Genomic DNA, 25,668 nt, shown 5'->3' with positions numbered 1-25,668 from the left:
CCTCACCAGTTGCGAAACTTCGACGGCGGGGCGTAAAGACCGCCCGACCACCGCACGAGATCCTTGATCGACCGCGCCGCGAGCAAGCTTCGGTCGGCGTCGAGCGGATCAATTCCAAGATCCTCAGGCCGGCGGATGACGCCTCGCTCACGCAAGCTCTGTACGAATTGCTTATCGCGGCCGCGGCCGACGTCCGTGTAACCGGCGACGCCGCGGATCGCCTGCTCACGCTCGCGCGCATCCCGGCAAAGCAGAAGATTGGCGATGCCTTCTTCGGTAATGATGTGCGTAATGTCATCGCCGTAGATCATCACCGGCGCGAGATCGAGTTTCAGCTTTTCAGCGAGCGCAATGGCATCGAGCTTTTCGACGAACAGCGGCACGTTCTTCTCACCGAACGTCTCGCCGATCTGCACGACGAGCTTACGTCCTCGCCGCAAAGCCGGTGTACTATCAGGGTCGGCTTCCCGGCCGGCCTGCAACCAGGGTTCGCTCGGATGCCGCCGCCCGCGAGGATCCGATCCCATGTTCGGCGCCCCGCCGAAACCGGCAATGCGCGAAGTGGTGATCGTTGAAGAGTTTCCTTTGAGATCGATCTGCAACGTCGAGCCGATGAACATATCGCAGGCATAAAGTCCTGCGACTTGGCAGAAGGCGCGGTTGGAACGCAACGAACCGTCCGGTCCGGTGAAATAAACGTCGGAGCGTGCACGGATGTAATCATCCATGCCGACCTCCGAGCCGAACGAATGGATCTGCTCTACCCATCCTGACTCGATTGCCGGTATCAGCGCCGGGTGAGGATTCAACGCAAATTGACTCGCGATCTTGCCCCGCAATCCGAGCTTCTCGCCAAATGTCGGAAGCAGAAGCTCGATCGCAGCAGTGCTAAAACCAATCCCGTGATTCAATCGCCGCACACCATAGGGCGCGTAGATGCCCTTGATCGCCATCATCGCCGTGAGGATTTGGCCTTCCGTGATTGCGGCGGGATCGCGCGTAAAGAGCGGCTCGACGAAGAACGGCTTGTCCGACTTGACGACGAAATGGACACGGTCTCCCGGGATATCGACACGCGGAAGCTTGTCGACGATCTCGTTCACCTGAGCGATGACGATCCCATCCTTGAAGGACGTCGCCTCCACGACAGTCGGCGTGTCCTCGGTGTTCGGTCCGGTGTAGAGGTTTCCATCGCGATCTGCGCTCACTGCCGCGATCAAGGCAACGTGCGGTGTAAGGTCAATGAAGTAGCGAGCAAACAGCTCGAGATAAGTATGAATCGCACCCAGTTCGATCTTGCCGCCGAACAACATGGTTGCGATCCGCGCGGACTGGGGCCCGGAATAGGCATAGTCGAGCTTCTTTGCGACGCCCCTGTCGAATAAGTCGAGGTGCTCCGGCAGAACGACACCGGACTGCACCATGTGCAGATTATTCACTTTGGAAATATCGACAGCGAGAAGCGCCGCGCTGAGCAGGTCCGCCTGCTTTTGGTTGTCGCCTTCCAGGCAAACGCGGTCGCCTGGCCGGATGACGGCTTCCAGTAAGCGGGTGACGTCGCCGGTCTCGACGATCTTGCCCTTCGCGACTTTTGCGCCGGCGTCGATCCGGGCGTCGCGCGCCGTGCGGGCCTTCTGCCAAGTGGTCATCGGTGATGCTCCTCGAATGGAACGCGCCAGATCATAAGCGTCGCCGGCTCCCGACTTGGGAGCCGGCATCGTCGCCTAGTTTCCTGCATTCCGCGCAGCGTCTGCGATCACCGCGGCGACTTCTTTGGGATGAGATTCGTATACGGAGTGGCTTGCACCTTTGATTTCGATCGTCTTGCTCTTGGCTCGTTCGTAGTACCAGCGCTCAAGATCCGGATTGATGATCTGATCGTTTCCGGCGACGATTCCCCAGCTCGGTTTCGTCTTCCAAGCTGCAGCAGTCAGTGGCGTGGTGAATACGCTCGCTGCCGCCAACACCTGCGAGCGGGCTTCGAATTCGGCCTGCGCACGCGGCAGATCAGGCGCAAACAGTTTCGGAAGTTCCGACGGCTTGAGATACGTGAAGCCGTCGGGCGTCTTCTCAACAGCGCCCTCCGTCTTGGCCAGAACGCTCGGCCACTTCTTGCCGAGTGTCCCCTCGTCTTCGCCGACATCCGGTGCGTGTGCTGCGACATACACGAGCCCGACAACCTTTGGATGGACACCAGCTTCGGTGATGACCGAACCGCCGTAGCTATGGCCGACGAGAAGCGTCGGGCCGTCCTGGAGATCGAGGATTCGCTTCGCAGCAGTAACATCGTCAGCAAACGAAGTTTCGGGCTCCTGGACGGCCGTTACATGGAAGCCTTCCTTAGAGAGAATATCATAAACGGCCTTCCAACCGGATCCGTCCACCCAAGCACCATGAACCAATACGATATTCTTGATCGGTTCAGCGCTTGCCGGAGCTGCAATCGAAACCAGGGACATCGCGGCGACCGCACCCAAAATGGCATTGAATGATTTCACGTTAGCTCTCCATTCCGTTCGTTGGCTTGCTAACGTTGAATTTAGGTCGGAGCCCCAGAGCCCATCCATTCTGCTCTCGGTCGAAGCGACCATGCAGTCGGACGACGGCTCTAACACCTAGGTATATGCAGACGACCCCAAGTTGTTCTTGCGAATGCCGTCCGCCGAAAAGGTGCTGGCCATGAGGCAGACGTTTAAAATTTTACCGGCCACGTGGAACGGTGATCTGCGCCGCTTATGGCATTGCGTACATCTGGGCCGACATATGCATTGGTATGATCTTCTCTTCCCGAGATCGGATTGCTGCGGGAAGATCCGCGACGATAGAATGCCCGCAGTCAACCGGAGCGCGAGGCATCATGGATTTCCAAACGAGCAGCCAAACGGCGCCGGCAACTGGACTCTCGCTACAGCCTGGCTGGAAGACTTTTAGCCAGGCAACGTTGATGACGGCGCTCGCAGGCTTCGTCGATGCCGTCGGCTACACCGCGATGGGACACCTCTACCTCTCGTTCATGAGCGGCAACAGCACGCAGTTCGGCATGGCCATCGCCCAACGCGATGAGCATGTGATCGGCTGGGGCGGCGCCGTCATCGCCCTCTTCGTGCTCGGTGCATTTTTGGGCAGTTTGATTTATGCAGTCGGAGGCCGCGTCCGTGTGCCCCTCGTGCTCACCTGCGAACTCGTGTGCTTCTTGTCGGCCTGGAGCTTCGACGGAATATTAGCCACGAACACCGCCCTGCTTTTCGTTACGATGGCCATGGGGATGCAGAACGCAATTCGCGAATCCATCGCCGGAGCAGCGACGGGCAAGAGCTTTATCACCGGCGCATTGTTTGGGGTCGGCGATGCGCTTGCAAGAGCCTGCCTCGGCAAGGCCCGGTTTACAGAGGCGGGAGCCAACGCGGCGTCGTGGCTGGCCTTCGTGACCGGCGTCATAAGCGGCACATTCGCAGTGGGATCATTGGGCGTTGCCTCGGCGGTCGCCGCCGCGGCCGGAATTCTGCTCGTGCTTCTGGCATTGTCGATCGAATAGGCGCAAAAACTAAGCGTTCGAATCCCTGCGACTGCGCGTTCACGATAAGCGCACGCCGATCCTCGTCACGATGATGCACGAAGATCCGATGGCCGCCAGCCAATAGCTGCGGCTTGACGCTCTGGAAGTCCCAGACTTCCGCCCACGTTATTTCAGCATGGATCAATTGACGGGCCGAACACCGTAGCGAGGTGATAATCGGAGGGGCATGTAAACGACGAACTCGTAACGCTTCGTATTTTCCAAACGGCGTCCCTCATGCTACTACTTCTGCCGTAAGAAATTTGCATTTCCATATAAGCCAACGCGTACTGACATTTTAAAACGGCATTCAATTTTATGGAGTTTTCCCGTGGACAAGAAAGTCATTTCGACCGTCATTGAGCAAGACGACGAGGCAACGAGCGAGGAAGTCAAGGCGCGCCTCAGAGACGAAACACAGTCTATTATCGATGCGCTTACAGCACCGGCCTATGTCGCAGCCTTAAGAGCTGTGAAGGCAGCACCGGTAGAAAAACGTTTGCTCGAAGCAACCAAACGGCTCACGCCGGAGGCGCTTCGGCGGGAAGGCGTAAATCTGCCTGAGGGCATGAGAATCTCTAGTCGTTATTTCGAAAGCGATCTCCCGAAGCCTTTAGAACTTGGAGACCTACCTGATGGCCGGCCCAATCCTTTGATAAAGCTTAGCGTCTCAAATCCCGGCCTTTTGGATGATTTGCGGGCGAATAACCCAGCAGCGTTGGCGGCATTACTATCGGACAGTCACACCAATTTGGGGAATGTAACGGAGCTGCCAATGGTAAGGTTCGGCGGCTGTCACTGCGGCGGCGGTACACTGCCAGGAATTGGCGGCACCGCGTGCGGCGGCGCTGGTTATTACCTTTGACATGGGGAGGGGTCGATGGAAACGCCCTATCCCGGGTTGGAATTTGGCCCTGCGGAACTGGCCGCAGTCATGCGTGGGATCTATGACGAACTTATTGAGTTCGCGACGACGCCCGCGTTTCAATCAATGTATTTCGAATTGATGAGCCTTCCCACAAAAGACCGCTTTGCTTTTGTATTGGACGTCGTTCTCTCGCCCGAGGAACGAAGGAGACGAGGCGTCGAACCTCCAGACGGCATTCTGATTCAGACATCCGCCTTCGGAGATAGAAGACCCACGTTGTTTGTCATCAAGAAGTTTCTTCCGCAACGTTATCATACCGCGTGGGAGAACCTAAACATCACGTTCGACAATCATTACGATGATAAGTCAGTGTCGCGTGATCCGGGAATGGCTTGGCGACCGCCTCTCCCCGTTGCGCTCCAAGGGGCTGTAATGTCGGGAGGTGTGGATCTCGATAGCTTGCCAAATGACATTGGCGTCGGATCGGCTTTGTTTGAGTTACCCGAAATTCGTTCGGTTGAGCCGTAGCCGTCGCTTTGGTATCGAATAAGTAGAAAACCGCTGGCGGTCGAGACGCACATTGCGCTCGCCGCCCGTCTTTTTCCGTTGCCCTATGAGCAGCCGGCTTCCTCGCCGTGCGCTCAACGCGCGGCGCTCTGCGGACAGAACGAAAACGAAGGGCGCTGTGGCGCCTCTAGACCGGCCGAATCTTCCGCTACCTTTTTCCCTCCGTGGAGGGTGAGAGCCGAGTCCGGATTGAGGCTGTAGCGTTTGGACGACAGATCATAACGCGGGTCGAAATTTTTGATCTCGACTCCTGTTAGTCCTAAGAGCAGCTCGTAAAGCAGGTCATTCGTCCAGACGGCATCGCGGTGATCCCGCAACGCTGCTGCACGTTCAGGATCATCATTTTCAAACGCGTCCGAAAGCCAAACGAGCAGTGAAATGCGTGCCATCTCAAATGTAAACATTTGAGGATCGTGTCCCAGACCCGCATCGATCCCTTCGGCGTGATCGGGAAGGTAGACGAACGCGCGAAATCCAGGGAGCTGCTTTGCTTCAGAAAAGATTTTAGACAGCACTAGGTCTGTGAAGGCGACGCTGTCATCGTAGCAATCCGTTTGTTGGCGACGCCGGCTTTCTTGGGTGGCAGACCAATCAAGCCAGCCAGTCGCGCGAATATGTGTTGAGGCAGGCGTTTTAGAGAACCGCGCAAAACTCGCCGGAAATCGTCGGCAATAATCTTGGTGACTTCCCATGAGATGAAAGACGATCAGATTGTTTTCATCGGTCTTGATCTGATTTTTCATCGCGCGAAAACGATCCACCAGTTCCATGTCGGAAAAATCGCTGAGGTTCTCCCGGCCGACGCGTTGATTGATCCTCACATAGACATCCGCTGCCTTGGCGATTGCCGTTATGGGATTCTCGAACCGTCCCAAGCCCTGCTGATTGCTCAGCCAGAATGTCCGAAATCCTGCGGACTTCGCAACATCGAGAATTGATGGTGACGCAATATAGCTTTTGCCGTTGTATTGATTTGCAGCCGTGAGAGCCAGGCTCAGTGCGGGCACTGTTTGGACGTAGTTCGAATAGGGATGAGTGAAGCGAACCCAATTTGCGCCGCAGATTTCGTCATCGATCCAAGGAGTCGTTTTCCTTTCGTATCCATACAAGCTCATGTGACCTCGATCCTGGGCCTCCCCTATGACGAGAACGTAAGTTTCTCCACTGCCAATCTTGCGCGCGCCTATTGTTGGAAGAGCTTTTTGGCGCGCCACTTCTATGGCTCGCAGGGCTTTGAGTTGTTTGAGATAGGTGGCGGTGTAACCGATCGTAGCTGCGTACAGGCCGCCGGGACTCCAGAAATAGGTCAGCTGAACCAGGGCAACCGCGGCTATGGCAACGACTGTTGCCGGGCGAACAGGCGGGTGATTCACGCGATACTGCGCGAAATTAAGGGCGAGAACGACGAAAGCGTAGATCAGCAACGCGACGACGATCGAATAATCGAAATTGACGGCGATGAACTCGCGAGCCTCGAACAGTGTCGTTCCCAAGACAGCCGCGCTCAACTGGCTGGATATGGGGACGCCGAAGCGCAAATTATAACAAAATACTGCGAGCACCCAGGATCCCGCCGCCGCAGCAAATATCATCGAAAATGCGGCTCGCAGGCGAGGAAACTTCTCCAGTAACGCGCTCCCGGCAAGGTGAAGAGCAAAAATAGAACCGGTGAGTACGACCCAAGAGCCGATGAGGTTCTGATAGCCGAAATTGTACGTGTCGACGCCAGCGCCAAACACGAGAAGAAGAAAATAGAAGCCAAGCATCGGCAATTGGGCAGTTCGGAGTCGAATAAAAACACCGGCTGTCCAGCCGACGATAATTATTGAAGCGACAATTCCGGCAACAAACGCGATGCCTCCGTGAGGGTCGTAACGTTCGACCCTGAATAGAAAGAAAAGCGACGCAATAACTGCAGTCGCGGCTTTGAGAGTTCCCGCCGCTTCGCCCAAGATGTCGGCTATTCGCCTTGCAATTGTTCTGGATGGGAAAGCGCGCAGTTTCTCGCTTCGAAATAACAGCCGGACCATGAGTCGATAATAACCATCCGTCGTGCGCCAATCCCGCTTTCGCATCTACCATATTGGACGCTCAAAGGTGGAGGGGCGAAAGCGCGGCGCGCGGGTATCGGCGCAGACATTTATGATCTGTACGTCATTTTTATCACTTGTGCGCGATATGAGCGGCTTTGTAGGATGGGCAGCGGAATATATAAGATCGATTGTCGTGACGAAATGCGCGTTTTTTATATCAATCGGGACGTAGATGTTCGGCGGCGTGAGCGAATAGAATTAGCGCTCTCTGAGGTTGGGCTCAGTGCCGAGCGAGTTTCCGGCATTGAAGGGTACGAACTGCCTGACAAACTGCGTGATTACTACGACTTCTCGATGCCGCCCGGCGAGACGGGCTGCTCGGCCAGCCATTTGACGGCCGCCTCAAAAATCTTAGACCAAAATCTCCCTTGGGCAGTTGTTTTAGAGGACGACGCAAGGCCGACAGCGGCATTTCAAGAAGCGGTCAACGAAGCCGTTTCAAGTGCCCCCCATGACTGGGATATAATCAGGCTCGTGCGTGCGTCGAAGTGGGCGACTCACACCGTTTCCAGGATGACAAAAGGCAAACGGTTGGTCCGGTATTCAAAAATACCGCCCGGTGCGGCTGGGCTTATCGTAAGCGCTGCGGGTGCTCGCAAGCTGTTGAGGCCGCGGACTGTAAGACTGCCGATAGATGTCGAAATAAAATGGCCGTGGGATTTGAAATTGAATGTGTTCGGGGTCGTGCCGCCCGTGGTCCACATCGACGCCAGCCTTACATCAACGATCTCGAAAAGGAGCAGGCCGCGATCGTATAATCGCCGCGCCCGCCACTTATTCAATATTCAGCAGATGGGACTCGTCAGATACCTTTGGTGCGCGGTCCAATCGATTGTGGGTTTGACCTGATTGCGAGAAAGCAAGCGCGCCTCAATTTCACAAATAAGGGCCGCGACCAAATCTGATCGCGGCCCCTGGGCTTAGTGTCTCAGAATGTGGACGATCATGAGCAATTCAATGCTCGCCACAAATCCCAAAATCCAGATCAGCAGAAGTCGAGCTCCCAGCTTTTCGATGAGCTGCGCCTCCCGCTCGGAGATTTCCGGCCGCGAGGGTTCAGTCGTTAAGTTGATGTCATTCATGACGTTTGTCCGTGTTGAGGCATGCACTATCGAGCGTCGATCCGAAGACGACACTTGGCGTGCGTGCAGTGTTCAATAGATTGTGGTGGGTTGGTTCGGCTCAGCCTAACGGTGGCGCGCGCGGATCATGCGATGTTCGTTCGAGATAATACGCACCGAGCCCGCAAGAACGCGGCGTGTGGCTCACGCACAAGAGCTGCGACAGCTGCGCGCAGAATTGAGTGTCGGGCGGGATCGTGGAGCTGAACCGCTTCGATCCACCGTCCGGCTTTATGAAAGAGTGCGCACTCGGAACGACCTGCACGCGCGAAGGCGATAGGAACCTGGCGTCCTTATCGCTCCAAAGGGAGGCGAGTTGTGTTCCCGCTTCGACGTGATGTTGGGCAGCATTGGTCGCTTGCAGCGTGCCGACGGCAAAACACGCCCAAATGAAAATTTGGATTAGCGACCTGATTGACATGGCTGGCTTCTAGCAGAGAGCGATCGGCATTTCCACGTCGACGCCGGGGCATAGCGACGCCGTGAGGCCCAGCGTCGGCAAGATGCGATAGCGAGATTGAGACGCAGCTGAATGGACATCAACGTCTCGCGAACGGGAGCGGGAAAAATTCCCGGAAAAAATCAGCGTTGAGAATTACTTATCGCTCGCTAGAACGAAATCGGGTCAGCAAGTCAGGAGAACGAACAGCCGTGAAGCTTCTCGTCGTAGAGGACCACCCGATCGTCATTGCCGGCTGTCGGGCCTTGTTCTCGAAGGATGACGGAGTGACGATGGTAGAAGCAAGGACGGCGTCAGCGGCGCGCATTGCGATGAAGGAAGAAGAGCCCGACGTCACCGTCATCAATATCAATCTTCCGGATGGCTCCGGCCTGGAATTGACTCGGGAATTCGTAGCCCAAATTCCAGAAGTCCGGATTGTCGTCTTCGCCATGAGCGACACGCCCATGCTCGCCATACAAGCCATCGAATGCGGGGCAAAAAGTTATGTCAGCAAGAATGGCAACCCATTCGATCTGAGGGATGCTGTCCTTGCGGTTTCGCGCGGAGACACCTGGATATCAGATGATCTCACCCAGGAGATGGCGTTGCTTCGGGCTGGTGCACGCGGAACGACGGCATTGCTGAGCGATCGCGAGCATCTGGTGCTCAGAATGCTGGCGAGAGGCCGGAGCATGGCCGAAATCGCCAATGACATTTCGGTTTCTTATAAGACGGTTGCGGCCGATTGCGCGGCGCTTCGCACGAAGCTCAGTGCACGCACGTCTTCCGAAATGGTTCGCATCGCGGTCGAGTTGAAACTCATCTGACGAGCGCGCCTTCTCACCTTGGCTCGCCGGCTCGTTCATGGCCGGGCATTTGTGAAGGTCGTATCGTTGCGCCTTTTGCCGAATTTGAGGGAATTATTCCCGATTTTACCTCCGAAATATCACCTTAAAGCGGGAATTTGTCCTCTGCTACGGTGCAACTAGTGACGCGTGCTGGGAATTTATCCTGAACTTGCAGGTTGGGATCGCCATGGATCGGCGTCGATCGCGATCCACGAACAGGAGACTATTCGAATGAACGTGAAGTTGCTGAGCGCCGCTGCGCTGATGGCTGTCTCCGGGATTATTTGCGTCAATCACTCTACCCCGCTCCTGGCGGCTTCCTCATCCCTCACGGCCCTCGATCCCGACAACGACGGTACGATCGATGCAACCGAGGCAAAGGCGGCGGGAGCAAAGTTATTTGCTAAGCTCGATCCGGATAACGACGGCACTCTGGATGCGAAGGAACTGTCCGGCCGGGTTGACGAGGCTGCCCTCAAGTCTGCCGACCCCGACAGCGACGGAACCATCGACCAGAAAGAATACGACACGCTGGTCGAAGTGCGCTTCAAGGCGGCCGATCCCGACAACGATGGGACGCTTGACGACAAAGAGCTCACCACGGACGCCGGGAAATCATTCTTGCTTCTGGTCGAATAATTTCTTGGCCGCCTGGTCTGCAGGCAAGTCGCAACTAGGCGGCCCCTTTCTCGAGTGGTCGAAAATCTCGCTAGTCCGAAGCTTGGCAAGATCTATTCGTCACGCTGCCTAATTCGGCCGGTGATCGCGTTTGGCCTGGGCCCGCGCATTGGCCTTCAAGATACTGCCAACTTTGCTGCCCGGAGTGCGAACGCGTTTCGGACGGCCGCCTTTCGCTTGTTGACCCGGGTTCGCCGTGGGGTCGCCCTGCGGATGATGAGTGAACTGGCTCGCGCGGCGGAGAGCCAGCGCGCGATGGGCAGCTTCCACGTTCTGTGCGCGGACATCCAAATTGTGGAGACGCGCCCGTTCTTTTTTCACGACCTTGAGAGCGTGCGCAAACACCTGCTTCTTCTTCGCCGGTTGATCGGCGGTTCCCGGAAAGCTCTTGCCTCGAGGTTCCGCCGTTCCCTTCGCTTCGCGGCGCTTCTGGCGAGCGAATGTCTTCGCCTTCTCACGGTAGCCCTCGAGCCGCAAAGCGAGATTTCTGAGACCGTCTCGATCCAGCGCATAAATCGCCGGGTGGTAGGCCGATTTCACGGCCTCGTATTCCTCATGGCTCAGCAGGCTCTTCGCGTCTTTTTCGGAAATGGACATGCCGCACCTCAAAATCAAAGAGAGGCCCCGGAGACTCCGGCGGGCCACGACGAGGCTATCAAGAAGCGGCGCATGATCGGTCGCTCCGATGCTTCGTCGTTAATGGAGCGTAGGGGAATTGTTCAAGTCGGGAACTCTAGTCCCTGGCTCACATGCAAAGGACCGACTTTTCCGCCAGGGCGCTCGGGGTTCGCGCTTTCCGCGAGCGATGGCGCTCGACTTTGCCGTGCACCGTGTGGCAGACACGGGCTTTTGGTGATCGGAGGCCCTATGCATCGCCACGTCAGACTCTTTGCCATCGCTTGCATCCTGATCGCGATTGGCTTCGTGGCCGGCCGCTTCATTATGTACAACCAGGTTGCGCACTACGACGCCACCCATCCCTGACCTCCCGTCTCGGTCCAAGGAGGCTTCACGCTATCGCGACGATCAGCGGTGCTTGAAAGCGCTTTTGCAGAGCTTTGTCGGCACGTTCTGTTGGCGCGATGAAGTCTATTCGGAGCTGCGCCCATCACAGCGCCCTCCTCCGGACTCACAGAAATTTTGGCGGCGCTGTCTTTTCCCGATTGTCACCTCACGGGCCGCCGATAGATTGATCTGACGGACCGCGGAACAACCCGCTCCTGAGGCCGGGAGGCTCAGAGGTACCCATCATGGGAAGCTACAGGGCAATCGTCATCGTCGAGCGCTCGAGCAATCACCGAATGCGGTTTTGCGATGCGCGCCAAAAGCGAAACGGCAGCGCCTATGTCTTCGGATCATACGGCCACGCACTCGAGTTCGTGCGGAAGACGAAGGTCGATTCTGTCGTCATTGAATTTGACGTTGAAGCCGACACGTTGGACTTCTGCGATGCCGTCAAGGCTCTCGAGGTTCCAGTCGTGGTCTCGGCCAACAGTTTGGAACCTCGCGACCTATCGCAATACGGGATAAGCGGATCGGACGTATTCTATCCGGCGCACCCAAGCCGAAGACGAGCTTCCTGAACCTCCGGTCGCCTCCGGCGCTATGGCTTGTCGGGGTGTTTGGGGAACACCGGCGAACCTGCGAGCATCCTCCTGACGGCCTCGATCGCGGTTTTCGTCACCTCGACATGACCGCGCGATTGGGCCGGGCTCGCCTTCAGGCGCTCCGCAAATGACAAAGCTTGCCGCTCTCTAATGTCCTTCGAGACGCGGAAATCAACCCAAATGACGTTGTCTCTAAACATGCCACCGGCGCCTCTAACGCTGTGCTTCACCCCAACGTTTGCAATCTGCGTGCCTCGTCAGGACAGGTGCGTTTTTGGCCCGTGGTCGCTTCGGTTCGCTACTGTCGAATCCTCCAACGATCGGCTGACATCACAACGATAAAAGCTGACCGTTGTTCACCTCGATCACTCTTCCCCATTGGTTAATCTCTCTAGGATAAGAAGTCCCGGCTCGGGGATCGTCCCGCGTCCCGGCTCGCAGGCACAGCGGCGGCCGGTGAGTCAATCAGGGACTGTTCTATGAAGCGTATCTTCCTTTCCGCATTGTCTTCGCTGTTTCTCTTGGCAGTTTTTCCGCTCGCAGCGTCCGCCGATCCAATCGACGTATCGACGATCAGCTGCGAGAAACTGGCTTCGGCCTACGCAGCAAAGACGAAGGATGATCTTTCGTTCGTGAACGGCATTCTGAATTGGATGGGCGGATACCACGCGACCGTCGATCAGGGCACCGTCGTCGATTGGGACAAACTATCGGACTCATTCAACAAAACCGTTGAATTTTGCTCCGAGCATCCTGGCATCGGCGTGCTGTCGGCGACCGAAAAATTCATGGGCGAAAACATCGAAGACGCGAGCCCAGAGAGCGTCGACCTCGCGATCGTGACGTGCGAGTCCGTTCTGACGAACAAGGACGTCCAGAAAAACATCGGTGATACATTCATGTGGCTCGCCGGCTATCACGCTAGCTACAACAATGGCTCGACGATGCTGGATATCGAGAAGTTCATCAAGCAGACGAGCGATATCGCCGATTACTGTGCGGCCAATCCGAAGACGAGCTTGGTAACGGCCGCCGAGAAATTCATGAGTGAAAGCGAGTAGGCTTTTACTCGAGACGGCCTGGAATGGAGCGGCTTGACCGCTCCTGTTCCTACTTTCCTTTTTCATCTGTCATTTGATTCATTTCGGTACGACGACACTGGCAGGTAGTCGCGCGACGCGAACTCCAGCCGGCTGCAATTGTCTTCTGCCCCCATCATCGGCTCGACGATGGTCCGGCAATCCTCAGCGCCGCTAAGACCAAGGTCCGATCGCGCGCACCCTCCAGACCCCATCCGTTCCGATCTACTCCACGAATCCAAAGCAATTATCGTTCGTCGTGCTTGGGCTCGGCGCATTTCTTGCTGGGTTCCTCGCTGACCTAGTGAGTGGCGTCCGAGGATTGAAGTTATGGTCCGCGTTGATTGGATGAGCGAGCGTTCTGATACGCAGAATCGCAAAAGACTGGTGCGCAAATCGCTTGCGGCTTTCGGGACCAGGCTCACCGCATGGACAGTCGCGGCGGCGATCGCATCGGCAGGGCTCCCGGTGTACGAGTCATCGGCGCAGGTTGTCGATCCGGTGGCCGACATTCCCTCCCTCATCGGCGTAAAGCCGATTTTGCCTGACGTGAGCGCGTATATCAGAGACCCGATTGCCGCGCAGCAGCTCGGCAAGGCATTGTTCTGGGACACGCAGGTCGGAAGCGACGGGCAAGCTTGTGCGACCTGTCATTTCCACGCGGGCGCCGATATCCGAACCAAAAACCAAGCGGATCCCAGCGTCCGAAACACCGTCGTCGCCCTGCAGAATATATTTGACGCTCGGGATAACAACGCGGGCGTTGCGGGCCCCAACAAGCAATTCACAGCCCTGGATTTCCCGTTCCACAAGCTTGCCGATATCAACAATCGGGAATCTTCGATCCTCTTCGACACAAACGATGTCTTCTCATCGCAGGGCACCTACGCAGGCGACTTCGTTTCCGGAGGCAGATCGCTGCATCAAGACCTGCTGACAGCTTTTCTCCTCAAACGAAATCTGCCCAAAAGCAGATCTCGCTCGAGCGAAAAATGCAATCTGACCTACAGCCCGTTTAATCCGAATACGAACCCCACAGGGAATCCCTTTCACACGAACGGGCTCATCTATCGAAAAGTCGAACCGCGACAGACCCCGACGACGATCAATGCAGTTTTCAATTTCAGGCAGTTCTGGGACGGTCGCGCGAACAGCCAGTTCAATGGCGTCGATCCATTCGGCCCGCGAACATTCACGCCGCTGGATCCAGCCACGTCTGTCGGCAACCCCGATGCGGCGGGCGCCGGAATACTCATCCCATCCGGCAAAGCCTTGGCTATAATGAAGCCGCTCATCGACAATGCGAGCCTCGCTTCGCAGGCGGTCGGACCGCCGCTGAGCGACTTCGAAATGTCGTGCGCGGGAAAGACGTTTGCCGATCTGGGCGCGAAGCTGCTGCCGATGCGGCCGCTCTCGACGCAGGTCGTGCATCCTCAAGATAGTCTTTTCAGCAAGACTCCGGCGCTCATTCCGTCCTCTTCGCAGCCCGGACTGAAAACGACCTACAAGGCACTCGTCGAAAAAGCATTCTTCCCGAAGTATTGGAACATACCCGGATGGTACAACATCGATCCGGCGACGGGCGCCATAACCTTTGATCTTGTCAAAGGGCATACGCAGGAAGAACAGAACTTCTCGCTCTTTTGGGGATTGGCGATCCAAGCCTATGAGCAGTTGCTCATTTCCGATGACTCGCCCTTCGACCACGGCCCGGCGGCAATGAGCCCGCAGGCGGTCGCTGGTTTGGCGATCTTTGAAGGCAAGGGAAAGTGCGTTGCCTGCCATAACGGGCCGCTCCTTTCCGGGGCGACGGTGAGCAGCCTTTCGACGGAATCTCCCAAAGCGATTGAAGGCATGCTGATGGGAGACGGCCATCCGGGGATCTATGATACGGGCTTCTACAATATCGGTGTCCGGCCGACGTCCGAAGACCTTGGTGTCGGCGCCCCCGACCCCTACGGCTTCGACCTCTCGTTCACGCGCCAGTTCAAATGGCGTCTTCTGAACCAGAAAAATAGAAGCGTGGACCGGTTCGACGCCAGGCCCTGTGAATTTGCAACCCCTATATTTACACCTTGCGATAACCTGCCTTCACTGACCGATCCAGCTTCGGCGCCGCGCGACGCCGTGGACGGGTCATTCAAAGTGCCGATCCTTCGCAACGTCGGTCTCAATCCGCCTTACTTCCACAATGGCGGCCAGGCGACGCTGAAGGACGTTGTCCGCTTTTACAATCGCGGCGGCGATCGCCGAGGCCCGCTCGATATCGACTCGTCAGGACTGGCAACGCCGACGCCATTCGGCGTGGTCAACAAAACCAATCTTGATCCGGATATCGGCGATGCCAGCGCAATCTCGACGAATAATGCGCTTGGTTTGACGGACGAGGAGGAAGACGATCTCGTCCAATTCTTACTTTCGCTCACCGACAATCGCGTAGCGTGCCACTCGGGAGTGTTCGACCATCCCTCGTTGCCGATCGCGAACGGCGAACTGGATGTAGCGAAGGCCAAAACCCAACAGGCGAAGGACATCGTCGTAACCCTGCCGGCGGTCGGTCAACAGGGGCTGAAGGTTTGCTTCCCTAACTCTGGCGATCTTTTCGGCACCCTCAACACGACAGACACACGCCGTCTGCAGGACGTATTCAATCAAGTCATCAAGTGAGTTGAGAAGCATCAATGTGAGCTGGGAGGAAAACGCTATCCAGATGATGCAATTGAGTTCAGTCGCTTCCGATTCGATTTGGCTTTAACGCTCGCGCCTCATGGCGATGCTATCGGTCACCAGCGTTGCGATGACGTCTTCCTCGATTGGGAATTTGGCCACGACGCGTGTTCCATCGCCGCGCGAGGGATAAATTTCAAGAACGCCGTTCTTGGATCTTATCCGTTCTACCATCCCGGACAGACCGAATGAGGCGTCCTCATCAGGGCCGATGATATGAGATTTGAATTGAGTGCCCTCGTCGCGTACTTCGACGATGAGCAAGCGCCCATCGTATTCCGCCCGTAATGACTGTCCCTTCCCGCCAGCGTGCCAGAACGCGTTGTTCAGCGCCTCGCGCGCGAATTGAAAGAGGCATTGGGATATATCGATGCTCACCCGGGGTAATCGGCCGATGCTGAGCGCAACAGAACTCCGTGTTCGCTCCTCGTGCAGTCGCGCGGCGAACTTGAGCACCTGATCGAGCGTCAAATTTTCGAGATCGGGATTCGTCGATTTTCGCAATATGTTGCGGATTTCCTTTAAGGCATCTCCGGTCACCCCACGTACCGAGTCGATCGCAGCCTTCGGCATGTGGGCATCGGGAGCGAGGCCGAGGGCATCGAGTTTGAGCAAAGCGAGCGCAAGGAGCTGTGCGGGGCCATCATGCAAATCGGCCATGACTTCGCCCAATGACTTCGCTTTTCCGTCGTCGGAATTTTTGCCGTTTGCGGCCGGTTCATCCGTCGCGCCATGACTGCGGACGCTGTCCGCGGTCATCGAGTTTTTAGTGATAGCGCTCTTCCGAAGTTTGCGATGCTTTCGAGCTTCGCGCAGCGCTGCTAACGCGGCGATCCCCGCGAGCAGCGTGAAAAACATAGCGAAAGCCGAACTAACTTTCCGGGCTTTGCGCAAATCCTTCGCAAGCGCGTCGGCATCCATGAAGAACTCTGCGGCGCCGATCACCGGCGACGATCCTAGCGCGCGCAGTGGCGCATGAACCTCGACGATCGGAACGACGAAATCGCGCTTGCTGGTAACCCGATCGTGGCCGGCCTCGCTCAGCTCGGTTGTGACTTTGCCGTTGAGTGCACCACGGAGTTCGTCGTGGAGTTCGAGCTTGATACCTTCGAGATTCTTTTCATCGCTGAAAACGATAGTACCGTCAGGATGCCAGATCCTCAAGTTGACCACGTTCTTGCGAAAAACGGGATTGATGAGCAGTTTGTCGAGAGCTGCCTTTTCATCCGCCGTGAGACTTGGCCCGAATGCGAGAGACTGGACCAGTGGTTCGAGGAAGCCTTCGATGAAATTCGCAGCGGTCATCGAAGCATTTTCGATGATGCGCGATTCCATATGTGAATCAGCGAAAAAGGTGATGGCCATTGCGGCCAGCAAAAAAGTTATTGCGATAGTCGCAGGCAAACGATGGGACGAGTGCGCTATTCCCGCGAGATGTCTGGCAGGCGGCGAATAAGAACGTCCGGTAATGCGATCGATTTTGGCGCCCATCTTGATCTCTATTATCGGCGCAATTCCCTTAATTCTTATAAAAAGGACGCCTTTTGATGTCTAGGATGCGCGCATTCTGCCAGCGGATAGCGGTGAGAGGATTACTGAATGGAGATCAGTTTCGGTTGCAACGTGGGCGGAGCAGTAGGCTGGGGCGGCATCAGTCTTGATTAAGCGTAATCGCGGCACGTAATCCACCAAGTGAACTCCGCGACAAACGGAATTGGCCCCCGTGGAGGAAAATGAGCTCGCTGGCGATCGCCAGTCCTAGCCCGGTGCCCGGCACCGTGGGATCGGCTCGTTCCCCCCGCTGTAAGATGCGCCCCATCTGCTCCTCTTCGACCCCCGGACCGTCGTCATCCACTGTCAGCAGAATGGAATTCGCCGTCTGGCTGGCTTCGACCAACACCTGATGACGAGCCCATTTCTGGGCATTGTCCAGAACGTTCCCCATGATGTCGCTGAAGTCCGCGCGATCGATAGTCAATGGCATCGACTGATCAACCGACACCTTCCAATGAAGCTCCTCGCTCTTCGCCAGCTTCTTGAGGGCACTCACAATCCCGCAAATTTCTGTCGCGGCATCGATTCGCACACGTGCGCTGAGTTCGGTCGCTCGCGGCCGCGAGAGAGCAAGCTCCCGTTCGACGTGCCAACGCATGGCTTCCAGTTGCTTTTCGAATTCTGCGGCCCGCTTGACGGCCCCATCGCGCCTCAGCTGCCGGCAAAGCGCGGCCATGACGGCCAGAGGCGTTTTAAGACCATGTGCGAGGTTCGCGGCTCTGGCGCCTGCAGCGGCAAGCGCATTGTCACGGGCGGCGAGAAGATCGTTCGTCTCCGAAATGAGAGGCGCGATCTCAGTCGGAAAGTTCCCTTCAATTCGGCGCGCGCTACCATTGCGGACAGCGGTCAAAGAAGCTCGAAGCGCCTGCAGCGGCATCAGGCCGACGAACACCTGCGCCGACGCAGCAAGGATAATCAGCAAAAAGACAACGGCTACGCCGGTCCAGACATCGTTTGAGAACTTCTCGCGGGCAGCCAGTATCTCTGCGTAGTCGATCGCGGCAACGATTTCGAATTTTCGACCGCCCTTGCCATTCGCCTGCACAATTGTAGCGAGCCCCAGCAAAGACTGGTCATTTGGTCCCGAGAAGCGGCTAACGGTGACATCGCCCTCTCGCCCGGGCGAGGCCGGACTGAGTTTTTCCGCCCACAAGGAGGGCGAACGCAGGATTGGCCGGCCGCCCTCGGATAGCTGCCAATACCGGTGTCCGTAAGCCAACAAGAAGTTCGGGTGGGCAGGAACATCGACCAGATTCACATTTCCCTGCTCATCGATCTCGATTGAATCGGCAATAAGCTTAAGGTCGGCAGTGAGGTCGGATACTGCGCCCCTATCGATGCTTCGTTGGAAAAGGACCTGCAGTCCCAAGGCGGCCATTGGCAACGTGAAAAGAAGAAAGACCAGCCAAGCCGCCAATAATCTAACGCTGAGCGATCCTGCGCGCATCACGACTGCGTGCTCACGATATAGCCCTGACCTCGGCGAGTCTCGATGATGTCGATCCCGAGCTTGCGTCTGAGACGGGCAATCATGGCCTCGATTGCATTGACGTCGCGTCCGTCGTTGTGCCCGTAGACATGCTCTTTGAGCTCTTCCCGAGAGACGACTTTGCCCAAGTGATGCACGAGGTGGCTGAGCAGCCGAAATTCGAACGGAGTGACGTGAACGTTCCTTCCCGCGACCGTCACGTTCATCTGAGCTGTGTCGAGGCGAAGTGATCCGGCGGTGATTGTTGAAGTGCGTTGAAGGTTGCCGCGCCGTAACACGGCGCCAAGACGAGCCAGAAGCTCAGGCATCTGAAAAGGCTTTGGGAGATAGTCGTCCGCGCCGGCATTGATCCCTTCGACACGTTCGACCCAGGACGCTCGCGCCGTTAAAACGACAACCGGCATCGCCCGCCCGTCAGCGCGCCAACGCCGGAGAACGCTGAGACCGTCGAGCTTAGGTAGCCCAAGATCGAGAATGACGGCGCTGTAGGTCTCGGTCGAACCGAGCAGCAGAGCGTCCTCGCCGCTGTCGCAGGTCTCCACGATGTAGCCCGCTTCGGTTAGGCTTGACCGGATGTCTTCGGCGATCGTTGGCTCATCCTCGACGACCAAGATTTTCATTCGCCTTGACCTCGTAACCGCTCCCCGTGGCCAGCCCGCAGTCTCAACATTGCTCGCCATCGGCATCGGCCACCGCGGATGCCTTAGCGACGCCGAGTCGACATGCGATAAATTCCTACGGTTTAGACAGATCGTTCCTTGACCCGAAGCGCTGCTTCCAGCCGGCTGCGAACCTGCAGCTTCTGCATGATGCTGGTCATGTAATGCTTGACGGTTTTCTCGCTGAGCGAGAGGACGCGGGCAATTTCTTTGTTCTTCAACCCGAGCGCCAGTTGATCGAGGACGGCCTCCTCGCGCGACGTGAGATCGTTCTGCGGCGACTGCGCCTTCGCTTTCGGGGCGGTGCGAACACGGATTTTCGTCAGTATGCGAGCAGCCAGCGCCGGCGTTACGTAGGACTCGCCCTCGCACACGCTGCGGACCACACGAGCGAGTTCGGCAGGGCTCGTTCCCTTGAGTACGTAACCCGCCACACCGGCCTCGAGGCACGTCGCGACGCAATCGTCCAAATCGCAGATCGTTAGCATTATGAGGCGAATGTTCGGGTGGGCCTTTGAAATTTGTAATGCCGCTTCGAGGCCCAACCCCGGCATATTGACGTCCAATAATATCGCATCAGGACGTAGGTTCTGAGCAATCGCGATGGCATCGTGGGCGCTCCCGCCCTCCGCGACAACGTCGAAATCGCCAGCTGTTTTGAGGGAATGGATTACGCCGGCCCGCAATAGGGGATGGTCGTCAATTACCGCAACACGCACATTGGCCACGATACTCAGCCCGCTTCTAAAGTGTTTTTGCAATCAAAAGATCAGTCGTCGGATCAGTTTATAGTAGTTCCAGACATTTTACTCAACTTAAAGCGATCGCCGCCGGGTCCTAATTCGTCTCTTTGTTAATCGCAGTGTAGCAGCAGTGCACTCTACGCCCATCCTGACAGCTTCCTGACAGCCGACGGTGAACAACTGTCAGGTGAAAATGGGTAGGAGTTAAGGGCAAGCAAGCATTCAGAGACGAGGCAGGCCATGATGGACTTGGAAGTCGAAACGCCAGCCGCCTGGAGCGTTGGCCTGACTGCGCAGCGAGACGGTCTCGAAATACACGCTGTAAACAGCCAGAGCGAGGTAATTCTCGAGGGCTGGTTCCCGATCGAAACCGGCTTGGCAATCGTTTGCGGTCGTCCGTCCTCCCTGATTGCGATCGACGAAGAAACGCTCCCAATGAGCATCGTTTCCGACCTGGCCTACCTCGGTCATTCGGTCGTGGTTGTTCCGCCCACAACCGATTTTTGGAATAGGCCCTCGTCGCGCCGGCGGGCGAAGGATATTCACGATATTGGCGTGACACTACTGGAAGTTATGAATTGAAAGGCGCAAAATAGATTCAAGTTAGCCTGAATTTGTATGCGGGAGTTTCATAGTGGCGCTTGGAGCGGGGGAATTCGCGGACGTTGCCGTTGATCCACGCCGCGGCGATCCGCGTTCGGCTGATTTCATCGAGCAGTTCTCGTCGTTTCTTCAATCGAATTCGTTCTTGGACGAATTGGCGATCCGGCGGGCGCAACGCGCACAAAAGCAATCCGGCGAACGCTTTGACTTGGTCATTATGCGCCTTGGTTTGCTGTCCGACAGGCATATGGCGAAAGCCCTGTCGGCATACTGCGGCCTTCCGCTTGTCTCGGAAAACGCGTTTCCGGAGCGAGCGCTATTCTCCGAGGAAATAGATGCCGCCTTTCTGAAGCAGAGCGGCGTGCTACCGCTGGCCGACAAAGGCGAAATGATCGAGCTCGCGGTCGCCGATCCCTTCAATCGCGACGGCGTTGCTGCGATCGCCTACTTGCTGGGCCGGCCAATTGAACTTTGTATCGCAGCCTTCGGAGACATCGAAAAAGCGATCGGGAAGCTCTACGGTAGCAACGGCGCGAAGCCCGAAATCGATGCCGGCTCCTCGGCGTCGGCCGCCGAAGCGAGTGACGCTGACGTCCAGCGCCTTGAGGACATGGCCAGCGAAGCGCCGGTCATCCGCCTTGTCCAAGACCTCATCGTGCGCGCCGCCAACGAGCAGGCGTCAGACATCCACATTGAACCGCGCGAAGACTGCGTGCGGGTGCGCATCCGTCTCGACGGCATTCTGCATACTATAGAGACGCTGCCGATCAACGTCCGAGAGGCCCTTGGCTCACGCGTCAAGATCATGGCGCGTCTGAATATTGCCGAACGGCGCCTTCCCCAAGACGGCCGCATCAAGGTCAATGTCCGCGGACGAGAGATTGATCTCCGCGTCTCGACGATGCCGACATTATGGGGCGAAAGCATCGTCCTCCGGCTTCTTGATCGTAGCAGCGTCGAGCTCGACTTTCCGAAGCTCGGCTTCTCAGGGGGATCGTACGATGATCTCCGGCAGCTGTTGGACCAGCCGAACGGAATAATCTTGGTCACCGGCCCGACCGGAAGCGGCAAGACCACGACGCTTTATACGGCGCTAAGTCTTTTGAATTCGGCCGAACGCAAGGTGTTCACCGTCGAAGACCCGATCGAGTACCAGCTTCCCGGCGTCAATCAAATTCAAGTGCAACCAAAGATCGGCCTGAACTTTGCGACGGCCCTGCGTTCGATCCTCCGTCAGGATCCCGACATCATCATGGTTGGCGAAATACGCGACCTCGAAACGGCGCAGATCGCTATTCAGGCGTCGTTGACCGGGCATCTGGTGCTATCGACCGTTCACACCAACAGCGCCGCTGCGACCTTGACACGGCTGTTGGACATGGGCGTTGAAAAATATCTGCTCGCGTCCACCGTAAAGGGCGTGCTCGCACAAAGGCTTGTTCGGAAGCTTTGCTCGAACTGCTCGCAGCCATCGCCGGAAACACCTCGCGTTTTGCGCTGGCTGCGGTCGACAGGGGCCGATCCGATCGCGCTGATGAACGGCCAAGAACCACGGCTGCACCGCGCGGTCGGATGTCCGTCATGCCGGCAGACGGGGTTCTCCGGCCGCACGACGATCTATGAGTTGCTCACGATGTCGGAAGAGATTCGCGACACCATTTCGATCGGTAACTCAGAAGGGGAAATAGAAAGAGTGAGCATGGCTCAGGGTATGACGACCATGCTACAAGCAGGACTGCTGAAGGCACTTAAAGGCGAGACGACGGTCGAAGAAGTTATGCGCGTAGCCCGGTTTGATACATGCCTCAATTCCGATACAGAGCCTACGATCAGCACGGCGCCTTAAAGAAGGGTGATATCGAGGCACGTTCGCGCGAAGCAGCGCTGGAAGCGCTTCATAAGCAAAGTTTCTACACGTTGGATCTCCTCGAGGCCAAGCCAACGGGGAGACAACGGTGGTGGGAACGCGAGGTCTTCGGCGGCGGCTCGCTGCCCCTTTCCGGCTTGGCGTTATTTACCCGCGAACTTTCAATCCTGATCAATGCTGATCTGCCGCTGGATGAAGCGCTGCGCATCGTCAGTCTCCAGCCTCTCATGCCGGCACGAGTCCGAAAGTGCACTCAGGCCATACTCGAAGCCGTGCGCGGGGGCTCTTCACTGTCAGGTGCCATGGCGGCTCGCGGCCAGGATTTTCCTGAATATTATTGGAGGCTCGTTGAGTCCGGAGAAGCAAGCGGATCGCTTGGAGATGTGCTCGAAGACATAAGCGGCTTTCTCGAACGCTCAGCGGAGCTTAGATCGCAAATATCTTCCGCCCTGGTTTACCCGGCGATCCTCATGGCGGCAGCAGCCGTCGCCGTCGGCGTTATTCTGACCCTACTCGTGCCGACCGTGCTGCCTCTATTCAAAGATGCAGGCGCTCCGCCGCCTCCGTTTCTCCAGTTTCTCGTCGATGCGGAATCGTTTGTCTTGCAAAATTGGGCTCTCGCCGCGGCCGTTGCCGCGGGGCTTGTCGTTGCGATTGTACTGGTGTTCCGCAACTCAGGGTTCCGTCGATGGCTGGATAGAGCGTTTCTTCGCGTGCCGTTGCTTGGCCGCTTTTCCGCGAACCGGGAAACGGCCCGTCTCGCGCGCACGCTTGCGACGCTCACTCGCAACGGCGTCGCGATGCTCGACGCTGTTCGAATATCCGCAGCTGTTCTCCGAAACCGCGCATTCGCGACAGCAGTCACGCAGGCCGGCGAAACTTTGAAGGAAGGCGGCACGCTTTCAAAGCCGCTCGAGCAGTCGGGCCTTTTCTCCGAATTGTCGCTCCGCTTGATCGCTGTCGGCGAGCAAACGGGCCAGCTCGAACCGATGCTGACGCGCGTCGCCACCATTTATGAGGCGACGCTTGCGCGCCAGATTTCCCGCCTGATGACGCTGCTTACCCCCGTGCTGACGCTGCTTATCGGCCTGATGGTCGGTGGCCTCATTGTCTCGGTTATGAACGCGATCCTGAGCGTCAACAACCTGGCTTTGCAATGATCCGCGGACGGCATCGGTCAGTGGTCGAGACGGAGGCGGGATTCACGCTGCTGGAATTGCTTGTCGTTCTGGTCATCATCGCCGTCACGGCGGCCATCGCATTCCCGAAGACGCGAGGCGAGAGTGGTGCGTTGGCGCTCCGAAGCACGGCCGTAGGTATCGCTGCTGAATTTCGCACCGCGCGCGCCGATGCCATACGCACGAGCACGAGCCGGTCGGTCATGATCGATGTCGCACGGCGCAAGTATTGGGCAGACGGCGAGAGCAACGCTCATCAGATCCCTGCGGCCGTAGAGGTTTCCGCAACGTTCGGCAATTCCGGATCGACGGCGCTTGCGACGTTGAGTTTTGAGCCGGACGGCAGCTCTACCGGCGGAAGGGTTTCGCTCAGCGCCGGCAAAAGCAAGGCCCATGTCATCGTCGATTGGATGACCGGAGCAACCCAAGTTGACCGCAGCTTTTAAGTTCTCAGGAACCCGTGACGACGGGTTCACCCTTATCGAAGCGATTGTGGCCCTCGTCATTTTTGCCAGCGCCTTTGTCGTAGCGCAGTATGCGCTCGGGCGGGGCATGCAGAGCATCCGGATCGCCAATGGAGAAGCTGAGGCCCTGGAAATCGCGCGATCCGTTCTGCAATCGGCGGGCACTTCAGAAGCCGTCGAGGATGCGCGGCACGAGACTGGCGTGAGCGGCGGAATGTCTTGGGAGTTGGCGGCTTCAAAATATAAGCCGGAGCCGCCCCCGGAAGCGCAGGCAAAAATCGACGGATACTGGGTGACTGTCGAGGTGAATTGGCGTGAGGGCGGCCTGCGGCCGAGAAAAATCAGCCTGACGACCTTGAAGCTCTTCCCATCGTCATGACGAGCATCGTGCGAGAACACACGCGCCTCAAACCAGAAGAGGCCGGGTTTACATTACTCGAAGTGCTCGTGTCGTTGGTGCTGATTTCGCTTTTGTTGGCGGCGCTGCCGCATGCTCTGCGCATCACCAAAAGCGCATTTAATGTTACGGCAAAGCTCGACCAGGAATCTGTTACAACCGCCTCGCTCGCCTTCCTCGAGCGCCACCTGTCGGAAGCGATGCCGATTTATCGAAATTCTCCCGATGGGATGCTCGCGATGGTGTTCAGCGGCGAGCCCCGCGCGGTAAAGTTCGTCGCGCCGATGATCAGCCGGGATCAACAGAGCGGGCTCTTCCTGTTTTCGTTGTCGACGGTTGCTGCATCGAATGATCGTCAATCGCTTGCCCTGACTTGGCAACCATTCCGGTCCGTTTCCGATCACCGGGACGCGCCGCAGTCCGAGGGCCAGCGGATTTTGCTGGCCGATGCAACGGGTTTCACACTGAGCTACTTCGGCGCTTCGGCGCACAGCACAAAAGCACAGTGGACTGACAAATGGACGAAAAAAGACGCCCTGCCGACACTTGTGGAATTTACATACAAGTTGCCGGATGGCCGTTCTGGAGTTCGCTCGAGGCGCGTTGAATTGCATCTTCGGCCACAGCCGTAGCGCTGCGCATCAATTCGAGACATCCTGATCTTCGCCGGTGCCGCCGGGATTGTTGTCACGCCCGAGGGTGTAGACTTGAGGACCGCCGCCAGGCCCCGGAAATTTATATTGATACGGATGGCCCCACGGATCGACGAGCCCCTCGGCTTTCTTGAGGTATGGGCCCTTCCAAGCACCGGCGCGCGGCGGCGCCTGGACTAACGCATTGAGGCCCGCCTGCTGTGAAGGGTAGGTGCCCATATCCAAAGCGTAGAGTTCGAGCGCCGTCGAAATGGCGGAGATCTGCGCTTTCGACGTTCCCGTGCGTGCCTTGCCGAGATAGCCCAGCACTTGCGGGGCGGCGACGGTCGCCAAAAGGGCGATAATTCCAAGCACAACGAGAAGCTCCAGCAATGTAAAGCCGGAGTCGTCTTTTGCATCGTCATAAACGACGCCATTGGCGACGTTTCGATTGCCGCACTTAAAAGGTATTTTCATTCGCAAAGTCCTAATACGG

The 25,668-nt window shown here is 57.2% G+C and carries 27 protein-coding genes; 16 read left to right on the top strand and 11 right to left on the bottom strand.

Going from position 1 to position 25,668, the window contains the following annotated elements; all coding sequences use genetic code 11:
• Positions 1-2: 2 nt before the first annotated feature.
• Together mdcA and BM399_RS14595 are read right to left on the bottom strand one after the other, a co-directional pair.
• Positions 3-1,649, bottom strand: coding sequence for a malonate decarboxylase subunit alpha (gene mdcA / locus BM399_RS14600; protein ID WP_092869118.1), 1,647 nt, complete (start codon positions 1,647-1,649; stop codon positions 3-5).
• 75 nt (positions 1,650-1,724) lie between these two features.
• A complete protein-coding gene (locus BM399_RS14595; RefSeq protein ID WP_425284083.1) occupies positions 1,725-2,498 on the bottom strand; it encodes an alpha/beta hydrolase in 774 nt (257 codons plus the stop codon).
• Positions 2,499-2,857: 359 nt separating this feature from the next.
• On the opposite strand from BM399_RS14595, the gene BM399_RS14590 reads away from it, so the two are divergent.
• From BM399_RS14590 to BM399_RS14580, 3 genes are all read left to right on the top strand, one after another.
• Positions 2,858-3,535 (top strand): YoaK family protein, encoded by a 678-nt coding sequence (locus tag BM399_RS14590; protein WP_177228177.1) that lies wholly within the window; start codon positions 2,858-2,860, stop codon positions 3,533-3,535.
• A gap of 352 nt (positions 3,536-3,887) precedes the next feature.
• Positions 3,888-4,421, top strand: coding sequence for a hypothetical protein (locus BM399_RS14585; protein WP_092868495.1), 534 nt, complete (start codon positions 3,888-3,890; stop codon positions 4,419-4,421).
• A 15-nt stretch (positions 4,422-4,436) separates the two neighbouring features.
• The gene (locus tag BM399_RS14580; protein WP_092868494.1) at positions 4,437-4,952 is read left to right on the top strand and encodes a hypothetical protein; all 516 of its coding nucleotides are present in this window, start codon (positions 4,437-4,439) and stop codon (positions 4,950-4,952) included.
• A gap of 113 nt (positions 4,953-5,065) precedes the next feature.
• Here the strand turns inward: BM399_RS14580 and BM399_RS14575 are convergent, their stop codons facing one another.
• Complete coding sequence (locus BM399_RS14575) at positions 5,066-7,066, bottom strand: phosphoethanolamine transferase (RefSeq protein ID WP_092868493.1); 2,001 nt, start codon at positions 7,064-7,066, stop codon at positions 5,066-5,068.
• 120 nt (positions 7,067-7,186) lie between these two features.
• On the opposite strand from BM399_RS14575, the gene BM399_RS14570 reads away from it, so the two are divergent.
• Positions 7,187-7,933: a glycosyltransferase family 25 protein gene (locus BM399_RS14570; protein ID WP_092868492.1), complete on the top strand. Its 747-nt coding sequence runs from the start codon at positions 7,187-7,189 to the stop codon at positions 7,931-7,933.
• A gap of 71 nt (positions 7,934-8,004) precedes the next feature.
• On the opposite strand, the gene BM399_RS21225 is transcribed toward BM399_RS14570, so the two are convergent.
• A complete protein-coding gene (locus BM399_RS21225) occupies positions 8,005-8,166 on the bottom strand; it encodes a hypothetical protein (RefSeq protein WP_177228176.1) in 162 nt (53 codons plus the stop codon).
• 690 nt (positions 8,167-8,856) lie between these two features.
• On the opposite strand from BM399_RS21225, the gene BM399_RS14560 reads away from it, so the two are divergent.
• Positions 8,857-9,474, top strand: a complete 618-nt coding sequence (locus tag BM399_RS14560; RefSeq protein ID WP_092868490.1) for a response regulator transcription factor — start codon at positions 8,857-8,859, stop codon at positions 9,472-9,474.
• A 252-nt stretch (positions 9,475-9,726) separates the two neighbouring features.
• The gene (lanM, locus tag BM399_RS14555; protein WP_092869117.1) at positions 9,727-10,134 is read left to right on the top strand and encodes a lanmodulin LanM; all 408 of its coding nucleotides are present in this window, start codon (positions 9,727-9,729) and stop codon (positions 10,132-10,134) included.
• A gap of 108 nt (positions 10,135-10,242) precedes the next feature.
• On the opposite strand, the gene BM399_RS14550 is transcribed toward lanM, so the two are convergent.
• Positions 10,243-10,770 (bottom strand): hypothetical protein, encoded by a 528-nt coding sequence (locus BM399_RS14550; RefSeq protein WP_092868489.1) that lies wholly within the window; start codon positions 10,768-10,770, stop codon positions 10,243-10,245.
• 653 nt (positions 10,771-11,423) lie between these two features.
• Here BM399_RS14550 and BM399_RS14545 point away from each other — a divergent pair.
• Complete coding sequence (locus BM399_RS14545) at positions 11,424-11,756, top strand: hypothetical protein (RefSeq protein ID WP_092868488.1); 333 nt, start codon at positions 11,424-11,426, stop codon at positions 11,754-11,756.
• Positions 11,757-11,776: 20 nt separating this feature from the next.
• Here BM399_RS14545 and BM399_RS14540 read toward each other — a convergent pair whose 3' ends face one another.
• Positions 11,777-11,980 (bottom strand): hypothetical protein, encoded by a 204-nt coding sequence (locus tag BM399_RS14540; protein WP_092869116.1) that lies wholly within the window; start codon positions 11,978-11,980, stop codon positions 11,777-11,779.
• 279 nt (positions 11,981-12,259) lie between these two features.
• On the opposite strand from BM399_RS14540, the gene BM399_RS14535 reads away from it, so the two are divergent.
• Together BM399_RS14535 and BM399_RS14530 are read left to right on the top strand one after the other, a co-directional pair.
• On the top strand, positions 12,260-12,841 hold the full coding sequence (locus BM399_RS14535; RefSeq protein WP_092868487.1) for an HdeA/HdeB family chaperone: 582 nt from the start codon (positions 12,260-12,262) through the stop codon (positions 12,839-12,841).
• Positions 12,842-13,189: 348 nt separating this feature from the next.
• Positions 13,190-15,526 (top strand): cytochrome-c peroxidase, encoded by a 2,337-nt coding sequence (locus tag BM399_RS14530; RefSeq protein ID WP_092868486.1) that lies wholly within the window; start codon positions 13,190-13,192, stop codon positions 15,524-15,526.
• A gap of 84 nt (positions 15,527-15,610) precedes the next feature.
• Here the strand turns inward: BM399_RS14530 and BM399_RS14525 are convergent, their stop codons facing one another.
• Positions 15,611-16,891: a sensor histidine kinase gene (locus BM399_RS14525; RefSeq protein WP_177228175.1), complete on the bottom strand. Its 1,281-nt coding sequence runs from the start codon at positions 16,889-16,891 to the stop codon at positions 15,611-15,613.
• On the opposite strand from BM399_RS14525, the gene BM399_RS21220 reads away from it, so the two are divergent.
• On the top strand, positions 16,872-17,042 hold the full coding sequence (locus tag BM399_RS21220; protein WP_177228174.1) for a hypothetical protein: 171 nt from the start codon (positions 16,872-16,874) through the stop codon (positions 17,040-17,042). The genes BM399_RS14525 and BM399_RS21220 overlap by 20 nt on opposite strands.
• A gap of 195 nt (positions 17,043-17,237) precedes the next feature.
• On the opposite strand, the gene BM399_RS14520 is transcribed toward BM399_RS21220, so the two are convergent.
• The 3 genes from BM399_RS14520 to BM399_RS14510 all read right to left on the bottom strand — a co-directional run bounded on the left by BM399_RS14520 (position 17,238) and on the right by BM399_RS14510 (position 20,016).
• Entirely contained in the window at positions 17,238-18,587 is a 1,350-nt protein-coding gene (locus BM399_RS14520; RefSeq protein ID WP_092868484.1) for a sensor histidine kinase, read from the bottom strand.
• Complete coding sequence (locus tag BM399_RS14515; RefSeq protein ID WP_092868483.1) at positions 18,587-19,249, bottom strand: response regulator transcription factor; 663 nt, start codon at positions 19,247-19,249, stop codon at positions 18,587-18,589. The genes BM399_RS14520 and BM399_RS14515 overlap by 1 nt, the downstream gene beginning before the upstream one ends.
• Positions 19,250-19,371: 122 nt before the next feature.
• Complete coding sequence (locus tag BM399_RS14510; protein ID WP_244531269.1) at positions 19,372-20,016, bottom strand: response regulator; 645 nt, start codon at positions 20,014-20,016, stop codon at positions 19,372-19,374.
• Positions 20,017-20,271: 255 nt separating this feature from the next.
• On the opposite strand from BM399_RS14510, the gene BM399_RS14505 reads away from it, so the two are divergent.
• From BM399_RS14505 to BM399_RS14480, 6 genes are read left to right on the top strand one after another with little or no spacing between them, the layout of a single operon-like run.
• Positions 20,272-20,613 (top strand): hypothetical protein, encoded by a 342-nt coding sequence (locus BM399_RS14505; protein WP_143117836.1) that lies wholly within the window; start codon positions 20,272-20,274, stop codon positions 20,611-20,613.
• A 52-nt stretch (positions 20,614-20,665) separates the two neighbouring features.
• Positions 20,666-22,480 (top strand): GspE/PulE family protein, encoded by a 1,815-nt coding sequence (locus BM399_RS14500; protein ID WP_092868481.1) that lies wholly within the window; start codon positions 20,666-20,668, stop codon positions 22,478-22,480.
• Entirely contained in the window at positions 22,435-23,661 is a 1,227-nt protein-coding gene (locus tag BM399_RS14495) for a type II secretion system F family protein (RefSeq protein WP_092868480.1), read from the top strand. Before BM399_RS14500 ends, BM399_RS14495 begins: the two co-directional genes overlap by 46 nt.
• A 20-nt stretch (positions 23,662-23,681) precedes the next feature.
• Entirely contained in the window at positions 23,682-24,125 is a 444-nt protein-coding gene (locus tag BM399_RS14490) for a prepilin-type N-terminal cleavage/methylation domain-containing protein (protein WP_177228173.1), read from the top strand.
• Positions 24,109-24,522 carry a type IV pilus modification PilV family protein gene (locus BM399_RS14485; protein WP_092868478.1) on the top strand — a complete coding sequence of 138 codons (414 nt, stop codon included), beginning with the start codon at positions 24,109-24,111 and terminating at the stop codon, positions 24,520-24,522. The genes BM399_RS14490 and BM399_RS14485 overlap by 17 nt, the downstream gene beginning before the upstream one ends.
• Positions 24,519-25,172 carry a prepilin-type N-terminal cleavage/methylation domain-containing protein gene (locus BM399_RS14480; protein ID WP_092868477.1) on the top strand — a complete coding sequence of 218 codons (654 nt, stop codon included), beginning with the start codon at positions 24,519-24,521 and terminating at the stop codon, positions 25,170-25,172. The genes BM399_RS14485 and BM399_RS14480 overlap by 4 nt, the downstream gene beginning before the upstream one ends.
• A 9-nt stretch (positions 25,173-25,181) precedes the next feature.
• On the opposite strand, the gene gspG is transcribed toward BM399_RS14480, so the two are convergent.
• Entirely contained in the window at positions 25,182-25,649 is a 468-nt protein-coding gene (gene gspG / locus BM399_RS14475) for a type II secretion system major pseudopilin GspG (RefSeq protein WP_092868476.1), read from the bottom strand.
• Between the last annotated feature and the right edge of the window lie 19 nt (positions 25,650-25,668).

The organism is Hyphomicrobium facile (assembly GCF_900116175.1).
GTDB classification, from domain to species: Bacteria; Pseudomonadota; Alphaproteobacteria; order Rhizobiales; family Hyphomicrobiaceae; genus Hyphomicrobium_B; species Hyphomicrobium_B facile.
The sequence above is the reverse complement of the archived record's forward strand: the minus strand, read 5'-3'. Positions and strand labels throughout refer to the sequence as shown.

Coding starts and splice junctions, on each gene's coding strand:
- mdcA (WP_092869118.1), bottom strand. CDS start 1,649: ATGACCACTTGGCAGAAGGCCCGCACGGCGCGCGACGCCCGGATCGAC.
- BM399_RS14590 (WP_177228177.1), top strand. CDS start 2,858: ATGGATTTCCAAACGAGCAGCCAAACGGCGCCGGCAACTGGACTCTCG.
- BM399_RS14580 (WP_092868494.1), top strand. CDS start 4,437: ATGGAAACGCCCTATCCCGGGTTGGAATTTGGCCCTGCGGAACTGGCC.
- BM399_RS14575 (WP_092868493.1), bottom strand. CDS start 7,066: ATGCGAAAGCGGGATTGGCGCACGACGGATGGTTATTATCGACTCATG.
- BM399_RS14570 (WP_092868492.1), top strand. CDS start 7,187: ATGGGCAGCGGAATATATAAGATCGATTGTCGTGACGAAATGCGCGTT.
- BM399_RS21225 (WP_177228176.1), bottom strand. CDS start 8,166: ATGAATGACATCAACTTAACGACTGAACCCTCGCGGCCGGAAATCTCC.
- lanM (WP_092869117.1), top strand. CDS start 9,727: ATGAACGTGAAGTTGCTGAGCGCCGCTGCGCTGATGGCTGTCTCCGGG.
- BM399_RS14550 (WP_092868489.1), bottom strand. CDS start 10,770: ATGTCCATTTCCGAAAAAGACGCGAAGAGCCTGCTGAGCCATGAGGAA.
- BM399_RS14545 (WP_092868488.1), top strand. CDS start 11,424: ATGGGAAGCTACAGGGCAATCGTCATCGTCGAGCGCTCGAGCAATCAC.
- BM399_RS14540 (WP_092869116.1), bottom strand. CDS start 11,980: ATGTTTAGAGACAACGTCATTTGGGTTGATTTCCGCGTCTCGAAGGAC.
- BM399_RS14535 (WP_092868487.1), top strand. CDS start 12,260: ATGAAGCGTATCTTCCTTTCCGCATTGTCTTCGCTGTTTCTCTTGGCA.
- BM399_RS14530 (WP_092868486.1), top strand. CDS start 13,190: ATGGTCCGCGTTGATTGGATGAGCGAGCGTTCTGATACGCAGAATCGC.
- BM399_RS21220 (WP_177228174.1), top strand. CDS start 16,872: ATGAAATTCGCAGCGGTCATCGAAGCATTTTCGATGATGCGCGATTCC.
- BM399_RS14525 (WP_177228175.1), bottom strand. CDS start 16,891: ATGACCGCTGCGAATTTCATCGAAGGCTTCCTCGAACCACTGGTCCAG.
- BM399_RS14520 (WP_092868484.1), bottom strand. CDS start 18,587: ATGCGCGCAGGATCGCTCAGCGTTAGATTATTGGCGGCTTGGCTGGTC.
- BM399_RS14515 (WP_092868483.1), bottom strand. CDS start 19,249: ATGAAAATCTTGGTCGTCGAGGATGAGCCAACGATCGCCGAAGACATC.
- BM399_RS14505 (WP_143117836.1), top strand. CDS start 20,272: ATGATGGACTTGGAAGTCGAAACGCCAGCCGCCTGGAGCGTTGGCCTG.
- BM399_RS14495 (WP_092868480.1), top strand. CDS start 22,435: ATGCCTCAATTCCGATACAGAGCCTACGATCAGCACGGCGCCTTAAAG.
- BM399_RS14480 (WP_092868477.1), top strand. CDS start 24,519: ATGACGAGCATCGTGCGAGAACACACGCGCCTCAAACCAGAAGAGGCC.
- gspG (WP_092868476.1), bottom strand. CDS start 25,649: ATGAAAATACCTTTTAAGTGCGGCAATCGAAACGTCGCCAATGGCGTC.